Consider the following 24621-nt stretch of genomic DNA (forward strand, 5'->3'; position numbering starts at 1 on the left):
GCTCAGAGCAGGCCACGCGCGGCGAGGTTCTTCATCAGCGCCGCGATGCCGAAGCTCCAGGGTGGGCACTCGGTGGAGAGACGCACCGTGTTGCGCAACGTTCCGAGGCCGGGGGACGAGATCTCGACGATGTCGCCGATCTTGTGGGTGAAGCCCTGGTTCGGTACGTCACGATCCTCGGTCGGCGCGAACAGGGTGCCGAGAAACAGCATGAAGCCGTCGGGATATTGATGGTGATCGCCGCAGGTATGTTTGACCAGTTCGAGCGGGTCGCGGCTGATCTGCGACATGGAGCTGTTGCCCTTGAGGATATAGCCCTCCGGCCCGGTCACGCGCAGGTCGAGTTCGGCATTGCGGACATCGTCCAATCCGTAGCTTTCCTCGAAGAGGCGGATGAAGGGTCCGATCGAGCAGGAAGCGTTGTTGTCCTTCGCCTTGCCGAGCAGCAGCGCCGAGCGCCCCTCGACGTCGCGCAGGTTCACGTCGTTGCCGAGTGTCGCCCCCTTGATCTCGCCCCGGCTGTTGACCGCCAGCACGATTTCCGGCTCCGGGTTGTTCCAGGTGGATACAGGATGAAGGCCGACATCCGCACCCCAGCCGACGGACGCGAGCACCGGCGCCTTGGTGAAGACTTCCGCATCCGGGCCGATCCCGACTTCGAGATATTGCGACCACATGCCTTCCTTGATCAGCGCTTCCTTGACCTTGGCGGATTGCGGCGAGCCGGCCTTCAGGTCCTTGAGGCTGCCGCCGATGATCGTGCTGACCGTCTGGCGGATTGCCGCTGCCCTGTCGGCATTGCCGGCCGCCTTCTCCTCGATGACCCGTTCGATCATCGATTGGGCGAAGGTCACACCGCAGGCCTTGATCGCCTGCAGATCAGCGGGCGCGAGCAGATAGGGACGCGACGGGTCGGGCTGGCCCGTGCTGTTTTTGGCAATGTCTTCCAACGTGCCGAGGACCGGGCCCGAGGCGTTCAGGACGAAATCCGCGGTATCGGTACGCTCCAGAAGTGCGCTGAGGGTTGGGGCTTCCTTACTGGTAATATCGACCAGACCGCCGTCGCGAAGCGTGACGAGGCAAGGGCCTGATACCGCAGGGTTCCAGACCCGACCGACGAACAGGCCGTCCGCAAACGTGTCGATAAGATTGTCAGTCATGTCGGTTCAGCTACCTCCCAATAGATGCGGCCCGAATGGGCCACATCTGTCTTGCTTTGTCTATGCGATCACCGTTTTTTAGTTTGCCGCCAGCTTGTCCTGGGTCTTCGTCTCGAAGTCGCTGGCGTCGTGACGCTCGTGAAGCTGGCCGGACGGGTCGCCGCTGAGCCGGTTGACCATGCGGCCGCGCTTGACCGCCGGGCGTTCCAGGATCGCGTCGGCCCAGCGCTGGACGTTGGTGTATTCCTGTACCGAGAGGAATTCGCCGGCGCCGTACTGCCAGCCCTTCGCGAGGCCGCCGTACCAGGGCCAGATCGCCATGTCGGCGATCGTGTAGGTGCTGCCTGCGATATATTCGCTTTCGGCAAGCTGCCGGTCGAGGACGTCGAGCTGGCGCTTGGTTTCCATCGCGAAACGATCGATCGCGTATTCGATCTTGGTCGGAGCATAGGCATAAAAATGTCCGAAGCCGCCGCCGAGATAGGGGGCGCTGCCCATCTGCCAGAACAGCCAGGACATGCATTCGGCGCGCTCGGCAGGGTCGGTCGGCAGGAAGGCGCCGAACTTTTCCGCGAGGTAGAAGAGGATCGAGCCGGACTCGAAGACCCGGATCGGCTTAGGCCCGGACCGGTCCATCAGCGCCGGGATCTTGGAATTGGGATTAACCTCGACAAAGCCGGAGCCGAACTGGTCTCCGTCGCCGATCTTGATCAGCCAGGCGTCGTATTCGGCGCCGGAATGCCCGAGCGCCAGCAATTCCTCCAGCATGATCGTGACCTTCTGGCCGTTCGGCGTCGCCAGCGAATAGAGCTGAAGCGGATGGCGCCCGACGGGCAGTTCCTTGTCATGGGTCGGGCCGGCGATCGGGCGGTTGATGCTGGCGAACTGGCCGCCATTGGCTTTGTCCCAGGTCCATACTTTCGGCGGAGTGTAATTGGAATCGGTCACTTCTGGCTCCTAGCATTTAAAGAGTACGCGAAGGCTAAATCACTTCGCTGTCGATGACGTATTCGTCCAGCCCACGTAACAGAGAGCGCCGAACTTTGTGAGGGGCAGTCAGTGACTTCACGTAACATTGAGGGCAGACGGATGGCAGTGAAACTTCGATATCAGGCGATCCCAAATCTCGTTGCTGGCATCCGACCCGGCTTGTTTCGACGTGCCCATTGACAGAGCGGTCGCGTTCTATATTCTGTTATAAAAGCCTATATAACATAATTGTGGAACATAAAAACGGGAGACTACCATGAAATTGAAACTTGCATTCCTCGTTGCAACGGCGCTTGTCGCCACGCCGTCATTTCTGATGGCGCAGGAAAAAGGCGGCGTCGTCAACGTTGCGACCATCGGCGAGCCGCCGACGCTCGATCCGATGACGTCGACGGCCGACCTCGTGGGTATCGTCACCCAGCACATTTTCGAAACACTCTACACATTCAACAAGAAGTGGGACGTCACGCCGCTTCTGGCGGAAAGCCTGCCGGAGGTGAGTGCCGACGGCAAGACCTATACGATCAAGCTGCGGACCGGCATCAAGTTCCATGACGGCAGCGACATGACCTCGGAAGACGTGGTCGCGTCGCTCACCCGCTGGACCAAGCTCGCCTCGCGCGGCAAGCAGGCCGCCGGCTTCATCGAGTCGATTTCCGCCGCCGACGCGGCGACCGTGACGATCAAGCTGAAGCAGCCCTATGCGCCGCTCGCCTCGCTGCTCGCGTTCAACAACTCTGCCGCGATCATCATCCCGGCGGAGAAGCAGGCTGATACGATGACCGATTTCATCGGCACCGGCCCCTATATGCTGAAGGAGCGCAAGGCCGATCAGTATATCCAGCTCACCCGCTTCAAGGACTACAAGCCGCGCTCCGGCGAGAGCGACGGTTATGGCGGCGCCCGCCACCAGTATCTCGACGAGATCCGTTTCGTGCCGGTTCCGGACCCGAACACCCGCGTCGAAGCCGCCGTTTCCGGCCAGTACGACTATGTCGACTCGCTGCCGGTCGAATCCTTCGACAAGGTGAAGGCTTCGAAGGCAACTCAGCCACTGCTCCTGAAGCCGTTCGGCTATCCGGTCTTTGTCTTCAACACCGCAGAAGGGGCTGCCAAGAGCCTTGGCGTCCGCAAGGCGATCCGTCAGGCGCTCAGCATGGAAGACATGCTTGCCGCCGCCTTCGGCAGCAAGGATTTCTACGCGCTCGACGGCAACATCTACCCGGCTTCCTTCACCTGGAGCACGGATGCCGGCGTGAAGGGCAATTACAATGTCGCCGATCCGGAAGGCGCTGCCAAGGCCGCCAAGGCCGCGGGTTATGACGGCAAGCCGATCCGCATCCTGACTAGCCGCCAGTACGAGTTCCACTACAAGATGGCGCAGGTCGCAGCCGAGTATCTGAAGCTTGCCGGCTTTGCAGTCGACATGCAGGTGGTCGACTGGGCAACGCTTACCCAGCGCCGCACCGACAAGGCGCTCTGGGACATCTACATCACCCACAGTCCTTTCCTGCCGGAGCCGGCACTGATCGGTTCTCTGGCGCCGAGTTCGCCGGGCTGGTGGGACACGCCTGCCAGAAAAGCGGCCGTGGATGCTTTCTCGGCGGAGTCGGATCCGAAGAAGCGCGTCGAGCTCTGGGCCAATGTCCAGAAGGCCCTGTATGACGAAGCGCCTTTCATGAAGATCGGCGATTTCAATGCGGTCTCCGCCATGTCCACCAAGCTTCAGGGCGTCGACCCGGCTCCGTGGCCCTATTTCTGGAACGCATCGATCAAGAAGTAATAGTCCTCCCGGACGGATGCCGGTTTACGGATCGGCATCCGTTTTCGATGATGTCCGCACGGCCGGACACAGGAACACCTTCGTATGATACGTTACATTCTTCAACGCCTTGCCGGCATGATCGTGGTGATGTTTCTCGTCGTCACGATCGTCTTCGTGATCGTTCGCGTGACGCCCGGCGACCCGGCCGCGGTCATGCTCGGTCCCGATGCCACGGCCCAGGACGTCGCCGAACTGCGGACGCGCCTCGGCCTCGATCAGTCGATCGGCGTCCAATATGTCTTCTATATCGGCCAGCTTCTGAAGGGTGACCTCGGCCAGTCGATCTTTCTCAACATGCCGGTGACGTCGGCGCTTCTCGACCGCGCCGAACCGACCTTCTTCCTGACGATCTTCTCGCTGGCGATCGCCAGCGTCATCGCGCTGCCGATCGGCATCTATGCGGCTTACCGGCGCGGATCCTTCGTCGACCAGGCTGCGACCACGGCCGCCATGCTGGCTGCCAGCATTCCGAGCTTCTGGCTCGGTCTCATCCTGATGCAGTTCTTCGCGGTGCGGCTCAACATCTTTCCGGTTTCGGGTTATGGCGGGCCAGGTGCCAGCTTTGGCGAGCGCATGTATCACCTGACGCTGCCGGCCTTCGCGCTTGGCCTCGTCTCCTCGGCGCTGATCCTGCGGTTCACCCGCGCCTCGATGCTCGACGTGCTCGGCGACGACTATATCCGCACCGCCCGTGCAAAAGGGCTGATCGAGCGGCGCGTCGTGCTGAAACATGCGCTGAAGAACGCACTGATCCCGATCCTCACCGTGCTGGGCTTGACCGCTGCCGTGCTGATTTCCGGTGCCGTCGTCACCGAAACCGTGTTCGGCCTGCCGGGCGTCGGCAATCTGGTCGTTTCGGCGGTGCTGCGGCGTGACTATCCCGTCATCCAGGGTGCGCTGCTCGTCATCGCCGCCCTCTATGTCCTGATCAATTTCGCAATCGACATGCTCTATCTGCTGGTCGATCCAAGGGTGCGCTACTGATGGCGGAAATTGTCACCACCAAACCGGCCTCGAGCGAGGGAGCCAAGTTCTTTCGCCGTTTCCTGAAACGCAAGACGGTCGCGCTCGGGCTGGTCGTCATCGTGATCTTCGTTCTGCTGGCGGTCTTCGCGCCGTGGATCGCGCCCTATTCGCCATCGAAACTGTCGATCGTCAACCGGCTGAGGCCGCCGAGCGAGATCTACTGGTTCGGCACCGACGAGTTCGGCCGCGATATCTTCTCGCGCACCATCTATGCCGGACGGCTGTCGCTGCTGGTCGGGGCGGCGGTCGTCACCCTGTCGGCGATCATCGGCGTGACGCTCGGGTTGCTTGCCGGCTTCTTCCAGAGGCTTGATACGCCGATCGCTCGGCTGATCGATGCGATGATGGCCTTCCCGGATATCCTGCTTGCCATCGCGCTGGTTGCCGCGCTCGGGCCATCGCTGGTGACGGTGATCATCGCCTTGTCGATCGTCTATTCGCCGCGGCTCGCCCGTATCGTCCGGGCCTCGACGCTGGTGATCCGCGAACTGCCTTATGTGGAGGCGGCGAAGGCGCTGGGTATCTCGACCTTCCACATCATGACGCGGCACGTGCTGCGCAACTTGATATCGCCGATCCTGGTGCAGGGCACGTTCCTGTTTGCCAGCGCCATGCTCGCCGAAGCGGGGCTTTCCTTCCTCGGCCTCGGCGTCAGCCCTGAAATCCCGACCTGGGGAACGATGATCTCCGCCGGTCGCCAGTATGTCGGCCAGGCCGACTGGATGACCTATTTCCCGGGCTTTGCCATCATTCTTTCCGTTCTGTCGCTGCAGATGGTCGGCGACGGATTGCGGGACATGCTCGATCCAAGACTTCGAAAGGACCTGTAAATGACCGGTGAAACAGCGGGCCAACCGCTCCTCCTCACCAATGTGAAGCCGATGGCTTTCGGCAGCAGTGCGGCCTCCGGCACCACTGACATCCTCGTCGGCGCCGACGGGAAAATCTCCGCGATCGGCCCGTCGCTCGCGGCCCCTGCGGATGCGATCCGGATCGATGGCAAGGGCGCCTTCATCTCGCCCGGCTGGATCGACCTGCATGTGCATATCTGGCATGGCGGCACCGATATCTCGATCCGTCCGTCCGAATGCGGCGCCGAGCGCGGTGTGACGACGCTGGTCGATGCGGGCTCTGCCGGCGAAGCCAATTTCCATGGTTTTCGCGAATACATCATCGAGCCGTCGAAGGAGCGTATCAAGGCTTTCCTGAACCTCGGTTCGATCGGCCTCGTCGCCTGCAACCGCGTCGCCGAATTGCGTGATATCCGCGATATCGACCTCGACCGCATCCTCGAATGTTATGCAGAGAACAAGGAGCATATCGTCGGCATCAAGGTGCGGGCGAGCCATGTGATCACAGGTTCCTGGGGCGTCACCCCCGTCAAGCTCGGCAAGAAGATCGCCAAAATCCTCAAGGTCCCGATGATGGTGCATGTCGGCGAGCCGCCGGCGCTCTATGACGAAGTCTTGGAAATCCTCGGTCCGGGCGACGTCGTCACCCATTGCTTCAACGGCAAGGCCGGTTCGAGCATCATGGAAGACGAGGATCTCTATAATCTCGCCGAACGCTGCGCCGGCGAGGGCATCCGGCTCGATATCGGCCATGGCGGCGCGTCTTTCTCGTTCAAGGTGGCGGAAGCGGCGATTGCCCGTGGCCTGCTGCCCTATTCGATCTCGACCGACCTGCACGGCCATTCGATGAACTTCCCGGTCTGGGACCTGGCGACGACCATGTCCAAGCTGCTGTCGGTCGGCATGCCGTTCGACAAGGTCGTCGAAGCGGTTACGCATCACCCGGCCGCGGTCATCAAGCTCTCAATGGAAAACCGGCTGTCGGTCGGCGAACGGGCCGATTTCACTATCTTCGATCTCATCGACGCCGATCTGGAGGCGACCGATTCCAACGGTGACGTCTCACGTCTCCAAAAACTGTTCGAGCCACGTTACGCGGTCATCGGTTCGGAGGCCATCACCGCCAGCCGCTACATCCCGCGGGCCCGCAAGCTCGTTCGCCACAGCCACGGCTACTCGTGGCGCTGAGGCGCATTCTTGAAATCGCATGACAGGAGTTGACGTGAATACGTCTTCAGCAAAGGCCGCTCCCACGGCACAGACACCTTACGATCGACTGATCGAGCTCGGCATCAAACTGCCGCCGCCGCCACCGCCGATCGCCAATTTCGTCACGCATGTGCTGGAAGGCAACATGCTCTACCTCTCCGGCCAGGGACCGCGCGAGGCGGATGGCCATCTGCATGCCGGCAAGGTGGGCGCCGATGTCAGCGTCGATCTCGCCTATCAGCATGCGCGGCTGGTGGGCATCAACCTGCTTGCGGTGATGCACGAGGCGCTTGGCGACCTTTCGCGGGTGAAGCGGGTGGTGAAACTGCTCGGCATGGTCAATGCCGTGCCGGATTTCGAGGATCATCCGAGCGTCATCAACGGCTGCTCGGACCTCTTCATTGCGGTGTTCGGCGATGCGGGCCAGCATGCCCGCTCGGCGGTCGGTTTCGGCTCGCTGCCGGGCAACATCACCGTCGAGATCGAGGCGATCGTCTCGCTGAACGACTGAGGAGGTTAGGTCAGTGGTTGCGCCAACCCATCAGCTTCTCGATCCGCTGGGCGGAAGCACGGACGTGCTGCGTATAGTGGCTCTCGTCGGAGACGACTTTCTGTTCCGGCAGCACGATGGAAATGGTGGCGACGCATTCACCGCTCCGGTCGCAGACCGGCGAGGCGATGCAGGCAACCGCATAATCGGACTCCGCCACCTGGATCGACAGCCGCTCCTCGAAGGCCTTGCCGGCCGAGTCGGACAGCGTGCGGGCGTCGATCTCGGCGCGGCCGGTCGGCGAGGTGCGGGCGCAGCGCTTGAAAAGCTCGATCCGCTCGGCTTCGGCCAAGTGCCCGACGAGAAGCCGGCCGGATGCCGTCCAGTTGAGCGGCACGCGGGTGCCGACGCGGGATGCGACCTGGTAATGGCTCGGGCCGTCAGCCATGGCGAGCACCAGCATGTAATCGCCGTCGCGGCCGCAGACCTGCACGGTTTCGCCCGCCTCGCGGCAGAGGTCGTGCATTTCGTGGGTGGCGACGCTCATGAAATCCAGCGACCGGGCATAGGCGAGGCCGTAATGGTAGAGCCTCGCGCCGAGCCAGATCGAACCGTCGGCATTGCGGGCGAGCATGTTCTTCTCGACCAGATCGTCGATGATCACGTAGACGGTCGACAGCGGCGCCTTGACCGCCTTGGCGATCGCATAGGCGCCAGTCGGCGCACCCGTTTCGTAGAGATAATCGATCACCTGCAGCGCGCGGTCGATGCCGCTCACGCGCGAGCGGCGCGTACCCTTGGCTTCCACCTCGGAACCGGCGTCACCGGAGAGGTCTGCGGATGAAGTCTTCGCGTCCAATTCAACGCTCCTCGTCTGATTTTGAGAGGCTATTACATTACTATGGCATAGCTGTCGATGGCAATTCGCCACTGGCCGCCACTTTGGAGAACCACAATGTCCGATGATATCCGCACCCAGATCGGCCTTCGCCCGGTCATCAACGTTTCCGGCACGATGACAAGCCTCGGGGCTTCGATCGTCGTTCCCGAGGCGATTCAGGCGATGGCGGCTATCCTGCCGCAATTCGTGGAGATCAACGATCTGCAGCGCAAGGCAAGCGCGATCATCGCCCGGTTGACCGGCGGTGAAGCGGGCTTCGTGACGGCCTCCTGCTCCTCGGGCATCAGTCTCGCAGTCGCCGGCGCCATTACCGGCAATAACCTGTTGGCGATCGAGAAGCTGCCGGATTCTGTGCCGGACAAGAACGAAGTGCTCGTGCAGATGGGCCATGTGGTGAGCTATGGCGCACCGGTGGACCAGGCGATCCGGCTCGCCGGTGGCAAGGTCGTGCTGATCGGCCAGGCGACCTCGACGCACCGCTACCACATGGAACATGCGATCACCGAGAAGACGGCAGCCGCCGTCTATGTCGTCTCTCACCATGTGGTCGACTACGGCCTGCTCAACCTCGTCGAATTCGTCGAGATCGCCCATGCAAAGGGCTTACCGGTCATCGTCGATGCGGCTTCCGAATATGATCTCAAGCTGTTCCTGGCGCAGGGTGCGGATATCGTCCTCTATTCCGGCCACAAGTTCCTCGGCGGCCCGACTTCGGGCATCGTCGCCGGCAAGAAAGAGCTGGTGCGCAGCGCCTTCCTGCAGAACATGGGCATCGGCCGCGGCATGAAGGTCGGCAAGGAAAGCGTCTTCGGCGTCATGGCGGCGCTGGAAGCCTGGGAGAAGCGCGATCATGCGGGTATCCGCGAGCGCGAGACCGGCTACCTGAACCTCTGGAAGCAGACGCTCGACGGTCGACCCGGCGTCACGGCGCTGATCGAGCCGGATCCGACCAACAACCCGCTCGACCGCATGCGGGTGATCGTCTCCGCTCCGGAAGCGCATATCACCGCCTGGGATCTCGCCGCAGCGCTCGGTCGTGGCAACCCGCCGATCATCGTCCGCGACCATGAGGTGGAGCATCATTATTTCTACCTCGACCCCTGCAATCTGCATCCGGGCCAAGAAACCATCGTTGCTGCTCGCCTGACGGAAGAACTCGACAAGGCGCGCGCCTCCAACGAGATCATCGCCACCCCGATCGAAGAACGCAGCCGCCACCGTTTCGACGGTGCTCTTCGCTGGCCGGACTGAGCAGAAACAACGACAAGAAGGGAACGATCATGGCCATTTCGCAAGCACAAGCCGTCCAGTCCGCTCAGCCGGTCCTCTCCGTCGAGAACCTGACCACCTCGTTCAACGTGGACGGCGAGTGGAAGTCGGTCGTGCGTGACGTTTCCTTCACTGTCGCTCCTGGTGAAACCGTGGCGATCGTCGGCGAAAGCGGGTCCGGCAAGAGCGTCACCTCACTATCCATCATGCGGCTTTTGCAGGAGGGCACGAGCCGTATCCAGGGGAAGATCATGCTCGGCGGGCGTGATCTTCTGGCGCTTCCTGAACACGAGATGCGCAAAGTGCGCGGCAATGATGTAGCGATGATCTTCCAGGAGCCGATGACGAGCCTCAATCCGCTCTTCACCATCGGCGACCAGATTTCGGAGGCGCTGCTCTGCCACAAGGCGATGTCGGCGGCGGAGGCCAAGGCCGAGACCATCCGGTTGCTGGAAAAGGTGCGCATCCCGTCGGCGGCCTCCCGCTTCGACGAATATCCGCACCGTTTCTCGGGCGGCATGCGACAGCGCGTGATGATCGCCATGGCCTTGGCGTCGAAACCGAAGCTGCTGATCGCCGACGAACCGACGACGGCGCTCGACGTGACCATCCAAGGCCAGATTCTCGACCTCATCAAGGTGCTGCAGGACGAGGAGGGGACGTCGGTCCTGTTCATCACCCATGACATGGGCGTGGTGGCCGAGGTCGCCGACCGCACGATCGTGATGTATCGCGGTGAGCAGGTGGAGACGGGCGATACGCCCGACATCTTCCATCGCGGCAAACATCCCTATACGCGGGCGCTGCTCGCCGCCGTGCCGGTGCTCGGCTCGATGCAGAAGTACCAGCGACCGCTGCGCTTTCCGGTCGTCAACACGGCAACCGGGGAATCCGATGTGCAGGTGGAAGTGGCTGATACCGTTGCCGCCAACGAGCGGCCGGTTCTGGAGGTGAAGAACCTCACCAAGCGTTTCGACATCCATTCCGGCCTGTTCGGTCGCGTGAGCGGCCGTGTCCATGCGGTCGAGAACGTCTCATTCGATCTGCATGCCGGCGAGACGCTGTCGCTGGTCGGCGAAAGCGGCTGCGGCAAGTCGACGACTGGTCGCGCGATCATGCGGCTGATCGAGCCGGATGCCGGTTCGGTCGTCGTCGAGGGTCGCGACGTGCTGGCGCTCGACAAGCGGGAGATGCGGGAGATGCGCAAATCCGTGCAGATGATCTTCCAGGATCCGTTCGCCTCGCTCAATCCGCGCATGACGATCGGCCAGGCGATCGCCGAGCCCTATCTGGAACACAAGATGGGCACGGCGAAACAGGCCAAGGACGTGGTCGCCGACATGCTGCGCAAGGTGGGGCTGACGCCCGACATGGTGAACCGCTATCCGCACGAATTCTCCGGCGGCCAGCGCCAGCGCATCTGCATCGCCCGGGCGCTTGCGCTCGAACCGAAAGTGATCGTCGCGGACGAAAGCGTCTCGGCGCTCGACGTGTCGATCAAGGCGCAGGTCATCAACCTGATGCTCGACCTGCAGCAGAGCCTCAACCTTGCCTTCCTCTTCATCAGCCACGACATGGCGGTGGTCGAGCGGGTCAGCCACCGGGTGGCGGTGATGTATCTCGGCGAGATCGTCGAGATCGGACCGCGCGCCTCCGTGTTCGGCAATCCGCAGCACGCGTATACGAAGAAACTGATGGCCGCCGTGCCGGTGCCCGACCCGGATCGCCGCCGCGAAAAGCGGATCGCCGCCAGCGACGAACTCAAGAGCCCGATCCGTTCAGTCGACTACAAGGTGAATCCGCTCGACTATAAGACCGTTTCACCGGGCCATCTGGTCGCGGTGTAACGGCTGAGGGTGGTTTCCGCAGAGCGTTTCCGTAATCCAACATAGGCCAAAAGTAGATCCTTTGCCGTAACTCCGGTGATCAGTCGATAACGGTTTCGATGAGGAATGGGCCATGTCTCATCCCTCAGTTGCGAAAAAGCCCACCGGTGTACGAAGCCGATAGGCCTATGGATGTAGCTCGTTTGGCGCAACTGCCTGCGACTCACGCGCGTGTTATCCTGGCGATCCTGCGGATCGGAGAGAGGTTTCGCTCATGTTCAAGTGCAGAGACTGCAAGGACACGGGCTGGGTTTGCGAAGCTCATCCTGCCAAACCGTATACCGGCACCCGATGCTGCGGCTGCGGCGCGGTTGAAATGCCATGTCCCCGCTGTTTCGCGGTCCACGACCTGGACGGATATCCGGAAGTGGTGCGGGTCTTGCCTAGGTTATTCGGCGTCGGGATCAGCCCATCGGTCAAAGGTTTTGGAGACCGTTCTGGGGAGGCGATATCCCTTTGAGGTATCTGCCAACCAGATAGGCAGCATAGTGCTCCGATTTGGAGCATACCCCGCCTTAAGACGAGATTTCCTTGAGGAAAACTTGCGCCCCTATCAAAGATTCTTGCAGATTGTGAATGGAACTTTTGCGCATCAATATTTGTTTCCTCCGCCTGGAGGTACCTTGAATGGCAGTGTTTCTAGTTATGTTGGAATGCGAGAAGGTCGAATCATACAATCGGGCACGAAAAAGAATTCAACCGCTTGTAAATTGTAAGTTATCCGGAACGACCTGGCTGGTGGAATTTGACGGAGATGCTTCGGAACTGCAGCAACATCTTCAGGAAATTATCCTCCAGAACGACAGTCTGTTCATCGCCGCATTGAACCATGATTGGGCGAGCATCAATATGCATTTGGCAAGGCGCTGGCTAACGGAGAAACGTCCCACGGGTCCCGTGTGATCCCCCTCAGAATTGCGGGGAATACGGAATAAAAGGCTATTTTTTCACCAGTTTCCAAGGGAACTGCCAATTCCAGGTTGACCGGCGCGATGGGTAATTTATATATCTGCTGATGTTCTGATTGAGCCTAAGCGCAGATCGGGAGATGGGGAGTAGCGCTTGAACTTTATGGGCGCCCGCTTCCGCGACGGGTTGATTTCGCAGTTCAAGCGGCCGCAAGGCTAACCCCCGGGAGTTTGCGTTCCATGGTGAAATATTTCCTGAATGTCGATTTGAAGGACGGTTTCATTCCGGATACCGAAGGCCTCGACTTTATCGATCTCGAGAGAGCCACAGCTGAAGTCATCTCCGGAATGAGAGACATCATCGTCGAGCATATTCAGCAGGGAGAAGCCCTTGCATTGCGGGCGATTTCTATCACCGATGATGCCGGGCACCTGATGTCGATCGTTACGCTGGCCGACGCCCTGAAGGGTTTCCTGCCCGGCATAGCGGTGCCGAGCCTCGTGTGAGGCTCTGTGCGGATTTACGTGGGGAAGCCGTAGCGTTCGGTGATATCCCAGAACATCCGGTTGATCGCGACGAGCGAATTGATGCTTTCCCGGATCCGGCCGATTTCGCGCGCGTCGAGTTCCTCGACCTTTCCGTATTTGATCTCGTCTCTGCTTTCGAAGATCCGCATCGATTGCGTGACGTTGCGGCCGCTGTCGGGATCGAATGAATAGATGCAATGGTTATATTTGTTGCGAAGCTTGGCTTCGTCGGAAAGACGATGAGTGGTTTCCAGAATTTCCTTGCGGCAGGCCGGTGCGGTCTTGCGCATCTTGGTCAGCCGCTCGACGAGGTCGATGCGGGCACGTGTCGTATTCAAGGTCAGGAAAATGACGATCGCCGTCTCCTTGTCCACTTTGGCAAGGCCGGCGATCATGTGAATCAAAAGGCTTTCCGTATTGGTCCAGGTGTAGTTCAGCTGTCCGATCAGGAGCAGGATGTCCTGAAGCCTAGTACTTGTCGCCTGCGAGGGAGCGGCCGTCCTGACCGCGGTTCGTGTCGCCTGCATTGCCGGTCATATCCTTACGCCGATATTCAAAATAGAGAGCGACGACTTCCGTTCTGTTATGCACGCCGAGTTTGGTGATGATGTTGTGGATATGAATCTTGACGGTATGTTCGGAGAGACCCAGGGCGGCTGCAATGATCTTGTTCTGGTTGCCCATGGCCATCCTGGCAAGAATTTCATTCTCCCGTTTCGTCAGCTTTTCGATCGCCTGCTTGCCGGCGTTGTATAGAGCTGGCTTGGGATCAGCCGGATCGTCGCTTGTTTCCAGAGGCTCACTTCTCTGGGCTCGGTAGCCCGTCGAAGGGAAATATGTGCCACCCTTCAATATGATCCGCAGGCCTGACAGAAAGACGTCGAGATTGACGTTGAACGGCAGGATCCCCTGGACGATTTCAAGCTCTTTAGCCCTTCGATGATCGGAAGCCATCTCCCCATCGTCGGTACCCATCAGCGCGAGCGTTGCCGCGGGATGATGCCGGGCGAGTTCCGGCCAGTATTCGGCAAGCGCGGATGCAAGACGGACATCTGCCAGCACGAGCTGGACCGGATTGTCGAACTCCGTCGAGGCCAGTTTCAGGTCGGGAACCGTCTTGACGCTGAGCCACGGAAATTCGCTTTCGATAGCCGCCGTCATTGCGGTGGAGATTGTTCCCGGCGAGCAGATGAAGAGGAGTGTTCGGATCGCATTCATTCTCTTCAAGGCGTTTGTTGCCAGATCCAAGCCGACGTGTTGTGAAACACCATGCGGAATTTGCATGGACGGGCCCCCCTCCAGTCGTTGATCGAAAGTACACGCAAAGTGGTGCTCCGAAGATCTTATTCTGGAACGGTAAACCAAGAGCCGGATGGTGGGAATAGACCGAAGGATTTACAGAATAGATCGAATCGACGACGGAATGCCGGTTTCAAGGTCCTTTTAACGCGAACGAACCATGATCATGCAGCGTTTCCTCCCGTGCGAAACGAGTTGCTATATACATAAGGCGAAATTCATTGTCGATGTGCCTACGTCTTCTTGCGTAGACCATTTAACCCATCTGACTATGCTCATGTAGTATTCATCAGGTCGCGCTAGATCGAAATATTACCTTATTTCTTCTGCGCAATCGGGACAGAGTGGTCCCATCCCGAAGCACGTGAAGAACGAGCGCTAGAGAACGTTCGTCGTCACTTGATGTAGCGAATATGTGGCCACGCCGCTGCTCGTTCTAAACCTCTCGGGAAACTAGGGGAGAGCTAAAAAATCAGACATCACGAGAGAAAGACCGGCGAACGGTCGCGTTGACGCGCGCCCTGTTGCCAAAGGCCAATAACTCACTTCAACAGCGACGAGCAAAGACCCCAAAAAGATGAATGGCGGTCACGCCGTCGCAGTCATACGAGGACTGTGTGATGGTAGATAGACGCAACACGTTCGACACTCTGGTCGACGATCCTGATAGCCAGGAGCAGCAGCAACAACAGCAACAGCAGGAACAGCAACAGCAGCAGCAGGCCAGTGACCAAAGCCAGAGCCAGTGGAGCGATTCGACCAACCTCAACGGCAACGGAAATGGTAACGGCAACCTGAACCTGAACGGCAATGGCAGCCTGAATCTCAATGGCAACGGCAATGCCAATCTCAACGGCAACTTCAACGAAAACGTCAATGAGACCACGGTCGGTGTCACCGTCGACGTCGGTGTCAGCCTCGAAGACTACTTGCCGACGGACGACGACTTTGCCGATGTCGATATGAAGGACAGTTCCATCGACGGGATGTTCAACATCCGCATCGATGATGTGCTCAATAAAGCCCTGACCGGTGAAGGCAATGATGTCGGCAATGTCATCAGCCAGGTCGCCAACATCCAGGACAATGACAAGCTCGAAAAGGCCAGTGTCAGCAATGACGGGACCTTCGAACTGAATCCCACTGCCGAGGGCGGCATTGCGATCGCCTCCGATGGAATCAATGCCGGCGGCGGCGGCGGTGACGGCGGAAGCCATGCCGATGCCGATGGCGGTGACGGCGGTGACGGTGGTGCGGCTCTTGGCGGGTTCGCACTCGGCGGTATCGGCATCGGCGGCCTGGCTGCAAGCGCTGCAGACGGCGGTAAAGGCGAAGGTGGCGATGCCGACGGCGGCGACGGCGACAGCGGCGATGCCGACAGCGAAGCCAATGGCGGCAAGGGTATTGGCGGCCGTGGCGGCAGTGGCGGCGATGGTCTCGGTCTCGGCCTTGGTCTTGGCCTCGGCCTCGGTGCAGGACTGGCATTTGCCGGTGACGGCGACCAGGGCGGCAGCAATACGGCCGGCGATGGCTCTTCAGGCGGCAATTCCGGCAACTCCACCGGCGGCAATGCTTCCGATGCCGGGGACGGCGGAGATTCGAATGGTGGTGCAGCGACAACTGCCATTGGCGGTAGTCTCGGCTTTATCAATCCGATCTTCGCAGACGGTGATGGCGGCGCAGGCGGCCCTGGCGGTGACGGTGGCGGAAACACCGGCGGTGCCGGCGGCGATCCGACCGGCGGTGACGGCGGCGATGGCGGCGAAGCCACGGATGCCGGCGACGGCGGCGATGGCGGCGGTGCTCTCGGAGCTGGTCTCGGAGCCGGTTTCGGTGCCGGGCTTGGCGCCGGCCTCGGTGGTGACGGCGCAGCAGGCGGTGACGGTACCGGCGGCGGAGCAACAGCCGGCGCAGCCACCAGTGGCGATGCTACCGGCGGTGACGCTACATCTGGCTACGGCGAAGGTGGTGCGGCACTTAGCGGCGCATGGGCCGATGGTATCGGTGGCGGAGCGGTCGGTGGCTGGGCCATTGGCGGCGCCGGTGCTGCCGGCGGCGATGGCGGCCTTGCCTATACCGGTGCCGGCGGAGCCGGCGGCGACGGCGGCACGTGGGGCTCGAGCAATGGTGACGATGGTTTCGTGACCGGAACGAGTTCCGCCTCGGCTGACGGTGTCATCGAAACCCACGCCTTCAACCAGGAAATCGTGATGGGTGCGAACCTGCAGCAGAATGCGATCGACATGACGATCGTTGGCGGGGACCTCACCAGCACTGTGGCCGGAGACGACACCGACGACGGCGTCTAATCCGACACCTCTCCGCTTCTCAGGCAGAGACCTCACATCGTGGACTGCGCAGATTTCCTGCGCAGTCCCTCATTCCGAACGCCCTGTAATGCAGGCATGCCCATACAAAGGCAGCGGTTATGACGACGATGGACACAATCACCGAGGAAATCGCTCATTTCATCGGCCTCTTCCACACGAACGTCGAGGATGCGCGCCTGCGAGACGCCTATAAGGATTTCTCGCTTTACACGCCCGAACAATTCATCCCGCCATCGGCGGTGACACAATCCCATTTCGAGGCGCCTTACGACCTGCTCGGCTTCGATCCGTACGTGGCCTACAAGTCTCCAGCCAGTTTCACGCCTCTCTGGCATCCTCGCTTTGTGGGTGGATACGACCACCCGTCAATTCCCGTCGTGGAAATCAGGACGCTTTACGGCCGGCACGAGATGCCGCAGCATGAGTACCCGTTCTATGGAAGCGGCAAGTCCTTCACATGGGAGATCCAGCCTCCGGGTTCGGTTGCGAATTTCATCGTCCAGGCCGCCTCGCTTTCCGACAACGACAGCTTCGCGGTCGGGGGACATGGCCTCACGTTCAATCCCACGCCGGTCGATAACGGCGAACTGCTGGATACTGCCCAACAGGTTCTTTCGGATTCGCCCATCGGCCATCTCGAAATGCCGACGTCGGGGGCGGACCTGATCGAGATCATCAAGACGGTCGCCGACCAACTGGATTCTCTCTCAGCAGAGTCCGGCGGTCCCATGGGGGCTTTCGTCCATCAGTCCGCGACAATCGATGGCATTTACGTCAACGGCATACTGGTCGACGAGGCGCCGAAGCTGGAGGATCATCATTCATTCGAAGATGATGATGCCGATTCCAGCGACGTCGATGCCGCGGACAGTGCTCAGCCATCCAACGTGAAGGTGTTTGCCGACGGTTCTGTTCAAGTAGAGGCCTCGGTCGAATTGGTTGGCGGCAACAATACCGCCGTCAACGATGCCGTCCTCAAGAATATCTGGACCGGCGCGACAGTAACGGCGGTCGTTGGCGATCATTTCGAGATCAACGCGATCATCCAGATCAATGTCCTTCATGATACCGACGCCATCACCTCGGCAATCAACAGTTGGACGAGCGATGACGTGCCCGATGAAATATTCAACATTGCGACATTCCAGCGGGTTGATCCGTTGGAAAGCGGGAACGCTTCGGCACACGCCGGCGGTGGCTATCCCGGAAGTTGGGCGGTCACAGAGATCCACGGTGATCTGCTGATCGCCAACTGGCTGGAGCAGTACATTTTCATGTCCGACAATGACGTCGGCATCCTGTCGTCTTCCGGCGCCACGACCAAGGTGATCGCCGGCGACAACACCAGCGTGAACCAGACCTCGATCTACGAGCTCAGCCACGCCTACGACCTGATCCTGATCGGCGGCAGTCTGTACGACGCCAATATTATCCACCAGACGAACATATTGTTCGACAACGACGTGGTCGGCGCGGTTACGGGTTTTGGAACGACCGGCGAGGGCACGATCTCCAGCGCCGGAAATCTGCTCTGGAATCAGGCCCATATCTACAATATCGGCGGCGCCGATCGTTTCGATACGCTGCCTTCGGCCTACGTGGATGCGGCGAATGATTTTGCCGGCGGGGGAAGAGATTTGCCCGACGGAATTTTGACCGACTCGGCCTTTGCCGGATTGGCTGGATTGCGCGTTCTCTATATCAGCGGCGACCTGCTGAATATCCAGTATGTCAGCCAGACCACCATCGTCGGCGACAGCGATCAGATCGCCCTGGCGATGAATGCCTTCAATCCCCATGCGGAAGCGACATGGTCGATCTCCACCGGTGGAAACGCGCTCATCAACAATGCGGCGATCGCCGATCTGGATTCTCTCGGCCGTACCTATGTGGGCGGCGAGCAATATTCCCAGGAAACGCTGTTCCAATCGGGACTGATTTCGAGCCATCCGGAATGGGCCGCGCACGATCCCGACGCGCTGGTCAACGAAGCGGTGGCGTTTCTCGACGATTCAATGCTGGACGCCGATCCAACCGAGCCTGGCTTCGGCATGCCCGTCGAACATGACGGCCAGTACCAGAACGACGGGTTACAACATGTGCTCGGATAACGGGGGAGAAACATGTCGGACGCCCAAAAGAGGGCCGACCTAGAACGGGCCCACGATCACGATGAAGGTCAGCAACTTGAAGGTGAGGACATCTATGCAAAATTGGAACGCGCTGTGGAGGAATGCATGAAACTGTCGCCCGACGGTGCCGCTCCTTCAGCTACGATATCCAGGCTGGAACCCAGAAACGTTGCGCCGAACCCATCGCGGGTGAATGAAAGCTCTTCTGGAGCCGATATTCTGCCGATGCCTGCCAATGACCGGATCATCGAACCGGAAATCGAGCCGAAGCCCACGGTGCGCGAAGCGACGGAGGCAAAGGCGCCGGAAGGCATGATCACCATCGATGCCGACACCGGACCCTTGCGGACCGAGACAAAGACCTTCGGAAAGTCGCCCTCCAACGGCGGCGGGCGCGGCGGCGACGGAACGTTTCACAAGCGCCTCGCGCCGGTCGATTTTTCGGCCAGCCTGCGGGCGGGCGTCACCGCCGTGCGGCGGAACCTGGCGATCGTCATGCTTTTCACCATTGCCAGCAATATCCTCGTGCTGGCGATCCCGGTCTACCTGTTCCAGATATCGGACCGGGTGCTGACCAGCCGTTCTCTCGACACCCTGGTAATGTTGACGATCGTGATCGTCGGCGCCGTCATTCTGCAGGCCGCCTTCGACGCGCTTCGGCGCTTCATCCTGATGCGGACCGCGGTGGAGATCGCGGCGCAGCTCGGTGCTCCGATCCTGAGCGCGGCGGCCCGCGCCTCGCTTCAGAGCAACGGCCGCGAATACCAGGTGCTCGGCGATCTGCAGCAGGTTCGTTCGTTTCTCGTCTCCAGGACCTTGCTGTCATTCCTCGATGCGCCCATCGCACCTCTCTTTGTGGCGGCGGTTTTCCTCATTCACCCGCATCTCGGCTTCATCGTTGTCCTGACGGCCATCATGCTGCTTGCCTTCACCCAGATCAACCAGCGCATGACCGCGGAGCCGTTTGCCGAAGCCAATACGGCGCAGGTGAAAGCCAATCTTCATCTGGAATCGATGTCGCGCAATTCGCAGATCATCAATGCGCTCGCCATGATACCCGAGACGGTGCAGATCTGGGGCAAGGATACGGCAGCCTCGCTGAAATCGCAGGTCATCGCCCAGGACCGGAACATCACCATCGCGGCCATATCGAAGGCCTGCCGCCTTCTGACGCAGATCGCGATGCTCGGCTGGGGCGCCTTCCTGTCGATCGAAGGGCAACTCACGGGGGGCATGGTGATCGCGGCCTCCATTATCGCGGGTCGCGCTCTGGCGCCTATCGAAGGGGCCATCGAAGGATGGAATCAGTACAGTCAATCGCGCGCGGCCTACGCTCGAATAACGGCGCTGTTGAAATCCTCGCCGTTGAATTTCGACCGCCTGAACCTGCCGAAGCCGGAAGGGCGCCTGGATGTCGAACGCCTCCTCTATGTGCCGCAGGGAACCAAGCGCGTCGTCCTCAACGGTATCGCATTTGCCCTGCAGCCCGGCGATTCCCTGGCGATCATCGGAAATTCCGGCGCCGGCAAGACCACTCTCGGGAAAATGCTCGTCGGGTCGATCCTGCCGACGTCGGGCAGCGTCCGGTTGGATCTGATGGATCTGAGAAACTGGGATCAGCGCCAGTTCGGTGAGAATATCGGTTATCTGCCGCAGGACGTGCAGCTCTTTCCCGGCACGATCAAGGCCAATATCGCCCGCATGCGGCCGGACGCGGACGATGAGCAGATCTACCGCGCCGCGATGCTGGCTGACGTCCACGAGATGATCGCCAGCCTGCCGCACGGATATGAAACCGTGGTTGCGGCCGATGGCTCTCCGCTATCCGGCGGCCAGAAGCAGCGTATCGCGCTTGCCCGGGCATTCTTCGGTGATCCGAGGATGGTGGTGCTGGATGAGCCGAATTCCAATCTCGACAATGCGGGCGATGCGGCGCTGCTCCAGGCACTTCGCCATGCCAAGGAACACAAGATAACCGTTGCGACGATCACGCAGCGGCCGGCCCTCCTCAGCAGCGTGGACAAGGTTCTGCTGCTGGTGAACGGCACCGTTGCGCTGTTCGGGATGCGGGCGGATGTGCTGAAAGCGATCGAAGCCCGTGGCATCGATATCAACACCGGGTCATTCGGTCATCAGTTGCAATAGGGGTTGTGTCATGTCTGCTGTTGCCAAGGTTCACGATCTCGAATGGTACTCGGAGGTCCCCCGGTCTGTCTGGAAACAGACGGTGGCCGGTCTGGCATTGACGGCCATAGCCTTTGGGGGTTTCGGCACCTGGGCCGCGACTGCACCGCTTGCGGCGGCTGTCATTGCCCAAGGCAGTTTTGTCGCAACCGGCCGCAACAAGATCGTGCAGCATTTCGAGGGTGGGATCATCAGGGAACTGCTGGTCAACGAGGGTGACCAGGTTGTCGAAAACCAGCCGTTGGTCAGGCTCGATGAGACCGCGTCGCAGGCGAAGAAACGGGAGTACTTCCTCAGACGTGTCAGGCTGGAAGCAACCGCGGCCCGCCTTACGGCTCAGTCCGAAGGTGCCGATTCAATGATGATTTCGACCTATCTGAACGATTTCAGGGATGACCCTGATGTCTCGGCGATCATCCTTACGCAACAGCTCAACTTCAAGGCCCAGCGCATGAAGCTGGCGACTGAGCTTTCGCTGCTGAAGCAGAACATGAAAGCCATGGAGTTCCGTAGCGAAGGTTACAATCGGCACCGTGAGGCCATGTCTCGTCAGCTCGCGCTGCTCAAGGACGAATACGATATCAAGCGGGTTCTGCTGACAAAGGGATTGCTGCGAGCAACCGAGGTCAGGGCGCTTCAGCGGGCAATCGCCGATGCCGAAGGGCAGATCGGCCGCCTGGAGGCAGAGGTCGCGGAAACCGGTGCCGAGCTCTTGAAGGGGCAGCAGGAAATATCGCGCGCGGAAGAAATGTATCGGGAGGAGGCACTCGACCGCCTGCAATCGATCCAAGGCGAGCGTGACGCGGCGCGTGAACAATCCCGTGAAGCCGACGACGTTCTGCGCCGGGCCACGATCCTTGCGCCCGTCTCCGGCACTGTCGTGCGGACCTATTACCATACGACAGGCGGCGTCATCGAAAGCGGTAAGGGGATCATGGAGATCCTGCCTGCCGGCGTGCCTTTGATCATCGAGGCAAAGGTGCCTCGCAACGAGATCGACAGCGTCAAAGTCGGTCAGAAGGCCACGGTCCGCCTCATCGCGCTGAACCAGCGCACGACTCCCGTCCTGCAGGGCGAAGTGTTCTATGTCTCGGCGGATGCGCTGGAAGATAGCAAGGCGGGGCTCACCAACCACGATGTCTACGTCGCGCGCATCAATATCTCATCGGATGAAATCTCGCGTATCAAAGGATTTACGCCGCAGCCCGGCATGCCGGCGGAAATCATGATTCAAACTGCGGTCAGAACGTTCTTCAGCTATCTGGCTAAACCGATTGTGGACAGCATGTCGAGGGCGTTTACCGAGCGCTGACAGGTACGATTCCGCTCTGGCGGGACGTGATCGATGCCGATACTCGATCGAGAAGATACCTCAAAAGGCGTAGGCTTGCTGTCCGCGGCCATGTCCCGCAGGGCCATTCGCCGTCCTGGCCTCCATCGGATGTTCCCAAGATGGGCGCCAGACCTGCTCTCCTCGGTATTTCCAAAAAGAAGCCCTCGCTGATGAAAACAGCGAGGGCGCCCGCAAGACGGGAAGTAAATCGAGGCCGACAGGACGCCTCGAGGCCACATAACACCACGAGCCTTGAAAAATGTCAGTTCCACCAAAAGGAGAAGGCCCGACCGTTTTTCCCGTTCGAGCCTTCAGCAGTCTGTTTGGCAAAAGTATTATTCCCTCATCTGCGAAACACATCAACTCAATCAAAAGGATTAGTTTCTCTTAATCGTTGTATCTATGTCGTGATTTAGTAATCACTGGTTGATTTCGGCTTTTTCCCGCCCCTGTACATCGATTGGAATAAATATCCACTCCGGAATCAGTCGGCTAAATTAGGTATTCGAAAGTTACACTTGAGGTGTGGCCCGATTGCAATATCGCCGATCTGCGATTGTGGTATTTTGTAGTGCGGACTTGAGCAGAACGCCTCGGGTATCGGCGTGGTAGACTGACCGGCTGCCAGCTCAGGCAGCCGGTCAGTTGTTTGACCTACACCTTCATCGTGATTTGATCAGCACGCTCGCCATCTGGCGTTCAGCGGCTTCATGCGGAACTAGAGGGTCGGTTTGCGCTTAAGCACCTGCTGGATGGCTTGCCATTTCGGGTGAGTGCTGCCTTCTTCTTCCAGCAATCCCCAGCTGCCCCATTTGTTGGGTTCGCTCATCGACGAAAACGCCGCATAGAGGTCCCCGCCTGCTATTCGCCAGTTCTTGAGATGGCGAAGATAGAGCTCGCCCATCCGGCGGTCCCGATTGGCTGCAATAAAGAGATTCGTCAGTCTTTCGTTGTTTTCCGCTCCGCTGTGGCCAACGAGATGCTGGCCTCCCTCATAGGCGTAGAGCTTGACGCCGTATTGCCTGGCAAGCGCTGCCTGTGCCTGGATGGTTTTCTTGTTGTCGGTCTCGAGTTCGTTCTCGAGTGCCGAGAAGAGGCGGTTGAGTGTCCATCTTGAAACCTCTTCCGCGCGATCCGGCGAACCGAGACCCCCACCGAAATAAGGCGCGATCGCAAGCACATCCGCGTGAGCCTTCACGCCTTTCCACGACAGGATGGTTTCGCTGGTCCATCCGTTGGCGGATTGCGCCGCATAGACGCCGATGATCCTCTGTCTCGCGGCGCCGAAAACATCCTCCCAGATGGCCAGCACTTCGCTTGTCCGTTGTGCGTAATAACGGAGCTGGGCTTCATAGTCGTTGCTCGAAAAACCGAGAGCAAGGCCGCGGCTGCGCGCATGGTCGGCCTGATCGAATGACGTGTTCCAGACTTCGTTGGAATATTCCACATGGATTTTGAGATCCGGGTCGAGGTCCTTCTTGACCTGCTCGGCGAACCGGCGAACATAGTCGTCGTCCGCAAGATGGGGCATGTTGAACCACGGATCCGATTTGACCAGGTTGCTGAGCTCGATCATGTATTCGAGCGGCACGCCAAGTTCTGATTTACCGAACTGGCCGGGTCGCTGCCTGTCGCTCCAGCTCCGGACCGCAGAATTATTGGTTCCCATCCAGTCCATGAAACGCAGGGCCGACATGCCGTTCAGCCGCTCCAGAAATGGCGCCCGGAATGTCTCTTTCGGCACTGGGCCGCGTTCATAGACACGGATATTGCGGATCGGGTCAGCTGGATCGGTTTCCATGACCATCGAGGTGAAGGGCGCATCTTTCCGCAGATTGCGCACGTCGTCGCGTCCTGGCGATCGAGACTCCAGTTCTGCACCGGCTATATAGCCAAGTTTACCCTTGCCATCGTAATGGACCGAAAGCTGGACAGGCAGATTCTTCCGATGCGTGGTAAAGATCAGAAAACTCTCGACGAACGATTTTGCCGGCACCTCCTTGGGATACCCGTCCGGCGTCATCGGCGGCAGCGGGGTGTCCCATGTGAAGGGCGCGCCTTGGATTTGCACCCGCCAGGGGGAGGCGTTATAAGCGAGGTTGGAAAAGACCTGCTCCGTCGCCCAGTAACTCATTCCGGTGATGTTCAATCCCATTTCAGCGGGGAACAGGTCCTCGGCTGCGATGCAGTCGGAAGGCATGCCACCTAAGGTCGGCGCGATTGCGACACTCGACAGCATTTGGAGAAACGTTCGGCGGTTCAAGGCAGATCCTTTCCGATGCTGACGCCGGCCCGTCGAT

19 protein-coding genes are annotated in these 24621 nt (G+C 59.9%); 13 read left to right on the forward strand and 6 right to left on the reverse strand.

Annotation, left to right across the window (positions count from 1 at the left end; all coding sequences use genetic code 11):
* Positions 1-2: 2 nt before the first annotated feature.
* Positions 3-1160: a fumarylacetoacetate hydrolase family protein gene (locus PMI07_RS18670; protein WP_024163919.1), complete on the reverse strand. Its 1158-nt coding sequence runs from the start codon at positions 1158-1160 to the stop codon at positions 3-5.
* 78 nt (positions 1161-1238) lie between these two features.
* A complete protein-coding gene (yghU, locus tag PMI07_RS18675; protein ID WP_007771438.1) occupies positions 1239-2108 on the reverse strand; it encodes a glutathione-dependent disulfide-bond oxidoreductase in 870 nt (289 codons plus the stop codon).
* Between the two features lie 298 nt (positions 2109-2406).
* On the opposite strand from yghU, the gene PMI07_RS18680 reads away from it, so the two are divergent.
* The 5 genes from PMI07_RS18680 (at position 2407) to PMI07_RS18700 (ending at position 7572) form a co-directional block, all read left to right on the forward strand.
* Positions 2407-3933: an ABC transporter substrate-binding protein gene (locus tag PMI07_RS18680; RefSeq protein WP_024163920.1), complete on the forward strand. Its 1527-nt coding sequence runs from the start codon at positions 2407-2409 to the stop codon at positions 3931-3933.
* Between the two features lie 84 nt (positions 3934-4017).
* Positions 4018-4959: an ABC transporter permease gene (locus PMI07_RS18685; RefSeq protein WP_007752488.1), complete on the forward strand. Its 942-nt coding sequence runs from the start codon at positions 4018-4020 to the stop codon at positions 4957-4959.
* Positions 4959-5831, forward strand: a complete 873-nt coding sequence (locus PMI07_RS18690; protein ID WP_007752490.1) for an ABC transporter permease — start codon at positions 4959-4961, stop codon at positions 5829-5831. Before PMI07_RS18685 ends, PMI07_RS18690 begins: the two co-directional genes overlap by 1 nt.
* Positions 5832-7040, forward strand: a complete 1209-nt coding sequence (locus PMI07_RS18695; protein ID WP_007752493.1) for an amidohydrolase/deacetylase family metallohydrolase — start codon at positions 5832-5834, stop codon at positions 7038-7040.
* A gap of 19 nt (positions 7041-7059) precedes the next feature.
* The gene (locus PMI07_RS18700) at positions 7060-7572 is read left to right on the forward strand and encodes a RidA family protein (RefSeq protein WP_037087499.1); all 513 of its coding nucleotides are present in this window, start codon (positions 7060-7062) and stop codon (positions 7570-7572) included.
* A 10-nt stretch (positions 7573-7582) separates the two neighbouring features.
* Here PMI07_RS18700 and PMI07_RS18705 read toward each other — a convergent pair whose 3' ends face one another.
* Entirely contained in the window at positions 7583-8410 is an 828-nt protein-coding gene (locus tag PMI07_RS18705) for an IclR family transcriptional regulator (protein WP_007752495.1), read from the reverse strand.
* A 96-nt stretch (positions 8411-8506) separates the two neighbouring features.
* Between PMI07_RS18705 and PMI07_RS18710 the strand changes: the two genes are divergently transcribed.
* The 4 genes from PMI07_RS18710 (at position 8507) to PMI07_RS18725 (ending at position 13022) form a co-directional block, all read left to right on the forward strand.
* A complete protein-coding gene (locus PMI07_RS18710; protein WP_007752496.1) occupies positions 8507-9703 on the forward strand; it encodes an aminotransferase class V-fold PLP-dependent enzyme in 1197 nt (398 codons plus the stop codon).
* A gap of 29 nt (positions 9704-9732) precedes the next feature.
* The gene (locus PMI07_RS18715) at positions 9733-11568 is read left to right on the forward strand and encodes an ABC transporter ATP-binding protein (protein WP_007752500.1); all 1836 of its coding nucleotides are present in this window, start codon (positions 9733-9735) and stop codon (positions 11566-11568) included.
* A 666-nt stretch (positions 11569-12234) separates the two neighbouring features.
* Entirely contained in the window at positions 12235-12510 is a 276-nt protein-coding gene (locus PMI07_RS18720; protein ID WP_007752503.1) for a hypothetical protein, read from the forward strand.
* Positions 12511-12755: 245 nt separating this feature from the next.
* A complete protein-coding gene (locus PMI07_RS18725; protein WP_007752506.1) occupies positions 12756-13022 on the forward strand; it encodes a hypothetical protein in 267 nt (88 codons plus the stop codon).
* A gap of 14 nt (positions 13023-13036) precedes the next feature.
* Here PMI07_RS18725 and PMI07_RS18730 read toward each other — a convergent pair whose 3' ends face one another.
* Together PMI07_RS18730 and PMI07_RS18735 are read right to left on the reverse strand one after the other, a co-directional pair.
* The gene (locus PMI07_RS18730; RefSeq protein WP_007752509.1) at positions 13037-13570 is read right to left on the reverse strand and encodes a hypothetical protein; all 534 of its coding nucleotides are present in this window, start codon (positions 13568-13570) and stop codon (positions 13037-13039) included.
* Positions 13512-14408 (reverse strand): response regulator transcription factor, encoded by an 897-nt coding sequence (locus PMI07_RS18735; protein WP_245277190.1) that lies wholly within the window; start codon positions 14406-14408, stop codon positions 13512-13514. Before PMI07_RS18735 ends, PMI07_RS18730 begins: the two co-directional genes overlap by 59 nt.
* A gap of 554 nt (positions 14409-14962) precedes the next feature.
* Here PMI07_RS18735 and PMI07_RS33715 point away from each other — a divergent pair.
* The 4 genes from PMI07_RS33715 (at position 14963) to PMI07_RS18765 (ending at position 22300) form a co-directional block, all read left to right on the forward strand.
* A complete protein-coding gene (locus PMI07_RS33715) occupies positions 14963-16651 on the forward strand; it encodes a hypothetical protein (RefSeq protein WP_024163921.1) in 1689 nt (562 codons plus the stop codon).
* Between the two features lie 119 nt (positions 16652-16770).
* Positions 16771-18783: a hypothetical protein gene (locus PMI07_RS18755; protein WP_007759847.1), complete on the forward strand. Its 2013-nt coding sequence runs from the start codon at positions 16771-16773 to the stop codon at positions 18781-18783.
* Positions 18784-18909: 126 nt separating this feature from the next.
* The gene (locus PMI07_RS18760; protein WP_024163922.1) at positions 18910-20949 is read left to right on the forward strand and encodes a type I secretion system permease/ATPase; all 2040 of its coding nucleotides are present in this window, start codon (positions 18910-18912) and stop codon (positions 20947-20949) included.
* A gap of 10 nt (positions 20950-20959) precedes the next feature.
* Positions 20960-22300 (forward strand): HlyD family type I secretion periplasmic adaptor subunit, encoded by a 1341-nt coding sequence (locus PMI07_RS18765; protein WP_007759851.1) that lies wholly within the window; start codon positions 20960-20962, stop codon positions 22298-22300.
* Between the two features lie 739 nt (positions 22301-23039).
* Here the strand turns inward: PMI07_RS18765 and PMI07_RS18770 are convergent.
* Positions 23040-24560 carry a hypothetical protein gene (locus PMI07_RS18770; protein WP_007759854.1) on the reverse strand — a complete coding sequence of 507 codons (1521 nt, stop codon included), beginning with the start codon at positions 24558-24560 and terminating at the stop codon, positions 23040-23042.
* Positions 24561-24621: the final 61 nt, after the last annotated feature.

The sequence above is a fragment of the Rhizobium sp. CF080 genome, assembly GCF_000282095.2.
Classification (GTDB): domain Bacteria; phylum Pseudomonadota; class Alphaproteobacteria; order Rhizobiales; family Rhizobiaceae; genus Neorhizobium.

Excerpts from the sequence above, each read along its gene's own strand:
- PMI07_RS33715 (WP_024163921.1), top strand. The coding sequence starts at position 14,963 with ATGGTAGATAGACGCAACACGTTCGACACTCTGGTCGACGATCCTGAT.
- PMI07_RS18720 (WP_007752503.1), top strand. The coding sequence starts at position 12,235 with ATGGCAGTGTTTCTAGTTATGTTGGAATGCGAGAAGGTCGAATCATAC.
- PMI07_RS18760 (WP_024163922.1), top strand. The coding sequence starts at position 18,910 with ATGAAACTGTCGCCCGACGGTGCCGCTCCTTCAGCTACGATATCCAGG.
- PMI07_RS18680 (WP_024163920.1), top strand. The coding sequence starts at position 2,407 with ATGAAATTGAAACTTGCATTCCTCGTTGCAACGGCGCTTGTCGCCACG.
- PMI07_RS18695 (WP_007752493.1), top strand. The coding sequence starts at position 5,832 with ATGACCGGTGAAACAGCGGGCCAACCGCTCCTCCTCACCAATGTGAAG.
- PMI07_RS18690 (WP_007752490.1), top strand. The coding sequence starts at position 4,959 with ATGGCGGAAATTGTCACCACCAAACCGGCCTCGAGCGAGGGAGCCAAG.
- PMI07_RS18710 (WP_007752496.1), top strand. The coding sequence starts at position 8,507 with ATGTCCGATGATATCCGCACCCAGATCGGCCTTCGCCCGGTCATCAAC.
- PMI07_RS18670 (WP_024163919.1), bottom strand. The coding sequence starts at position 1,160 with ATGACTGACAATCTTATCGACACGTTTGCGGACGGCCTGTTCGTCGGT.
- PMI07_RS18725 (WP_007752506.1), top strand. The coding sequence starts at position 12,756 with ATGGTGAAATATTTCCTGAATGTCGATTTGAAGGACGGTTTCATTCCG.
- PMI07_RS18715 (WP_007752500.1), top strand. The coding sequence starts at position 9,733 with ATGGCCATTTCGCAAGCACAAGCCGTCCAGTCCGCTCAGCCGGTCCTC.
- PMI07_RS18730 (WP_007752509.1), bottom strand. The coding sequence starts at position 13,570 with ATGCAGGCGACACGAACCGCGGTCAGGACGGCCGCTCCCTCGCAGGCG.
- PMI07_RS18770 (WP_007759854.1), bottom strand. The coding sequence starts at position 24,560 with ATGCTGTCGAGTGTCGCAATCGCGCCGACCTTAGGTGGCATGCCTTCC.
- PMI07_RS18685 (WP_007752488.1), top strand. The coding sequence starts at position 4,018 with ATGATACGTTACATTCTTCAACGCCTTGCCGGCATGATCGTGGTGATG.
- PMI07_RS18700 (WP_037087499.1), top strand. The coding sequence starts at position 7,060 with ATGACAGGAGTTGACGTGAATACGTCTTCAGCAAAGGCCGCTCCCACG.
- PMI07_RS18755 (WP_007759847.1), top strand. The coding sequence starts at position 16,771 with ATGACGACGATGGACACAATCACCGAGGAAATCGCTCATTTCATCGGC.
- PMI07_RS18765 (WP_007759851.1), top strand. The coding sequence starts at position 20,960 with ATGTCTGCTGTTGCCAAGGTTCACGATCTCGAATGGTACTCGGAGGTC.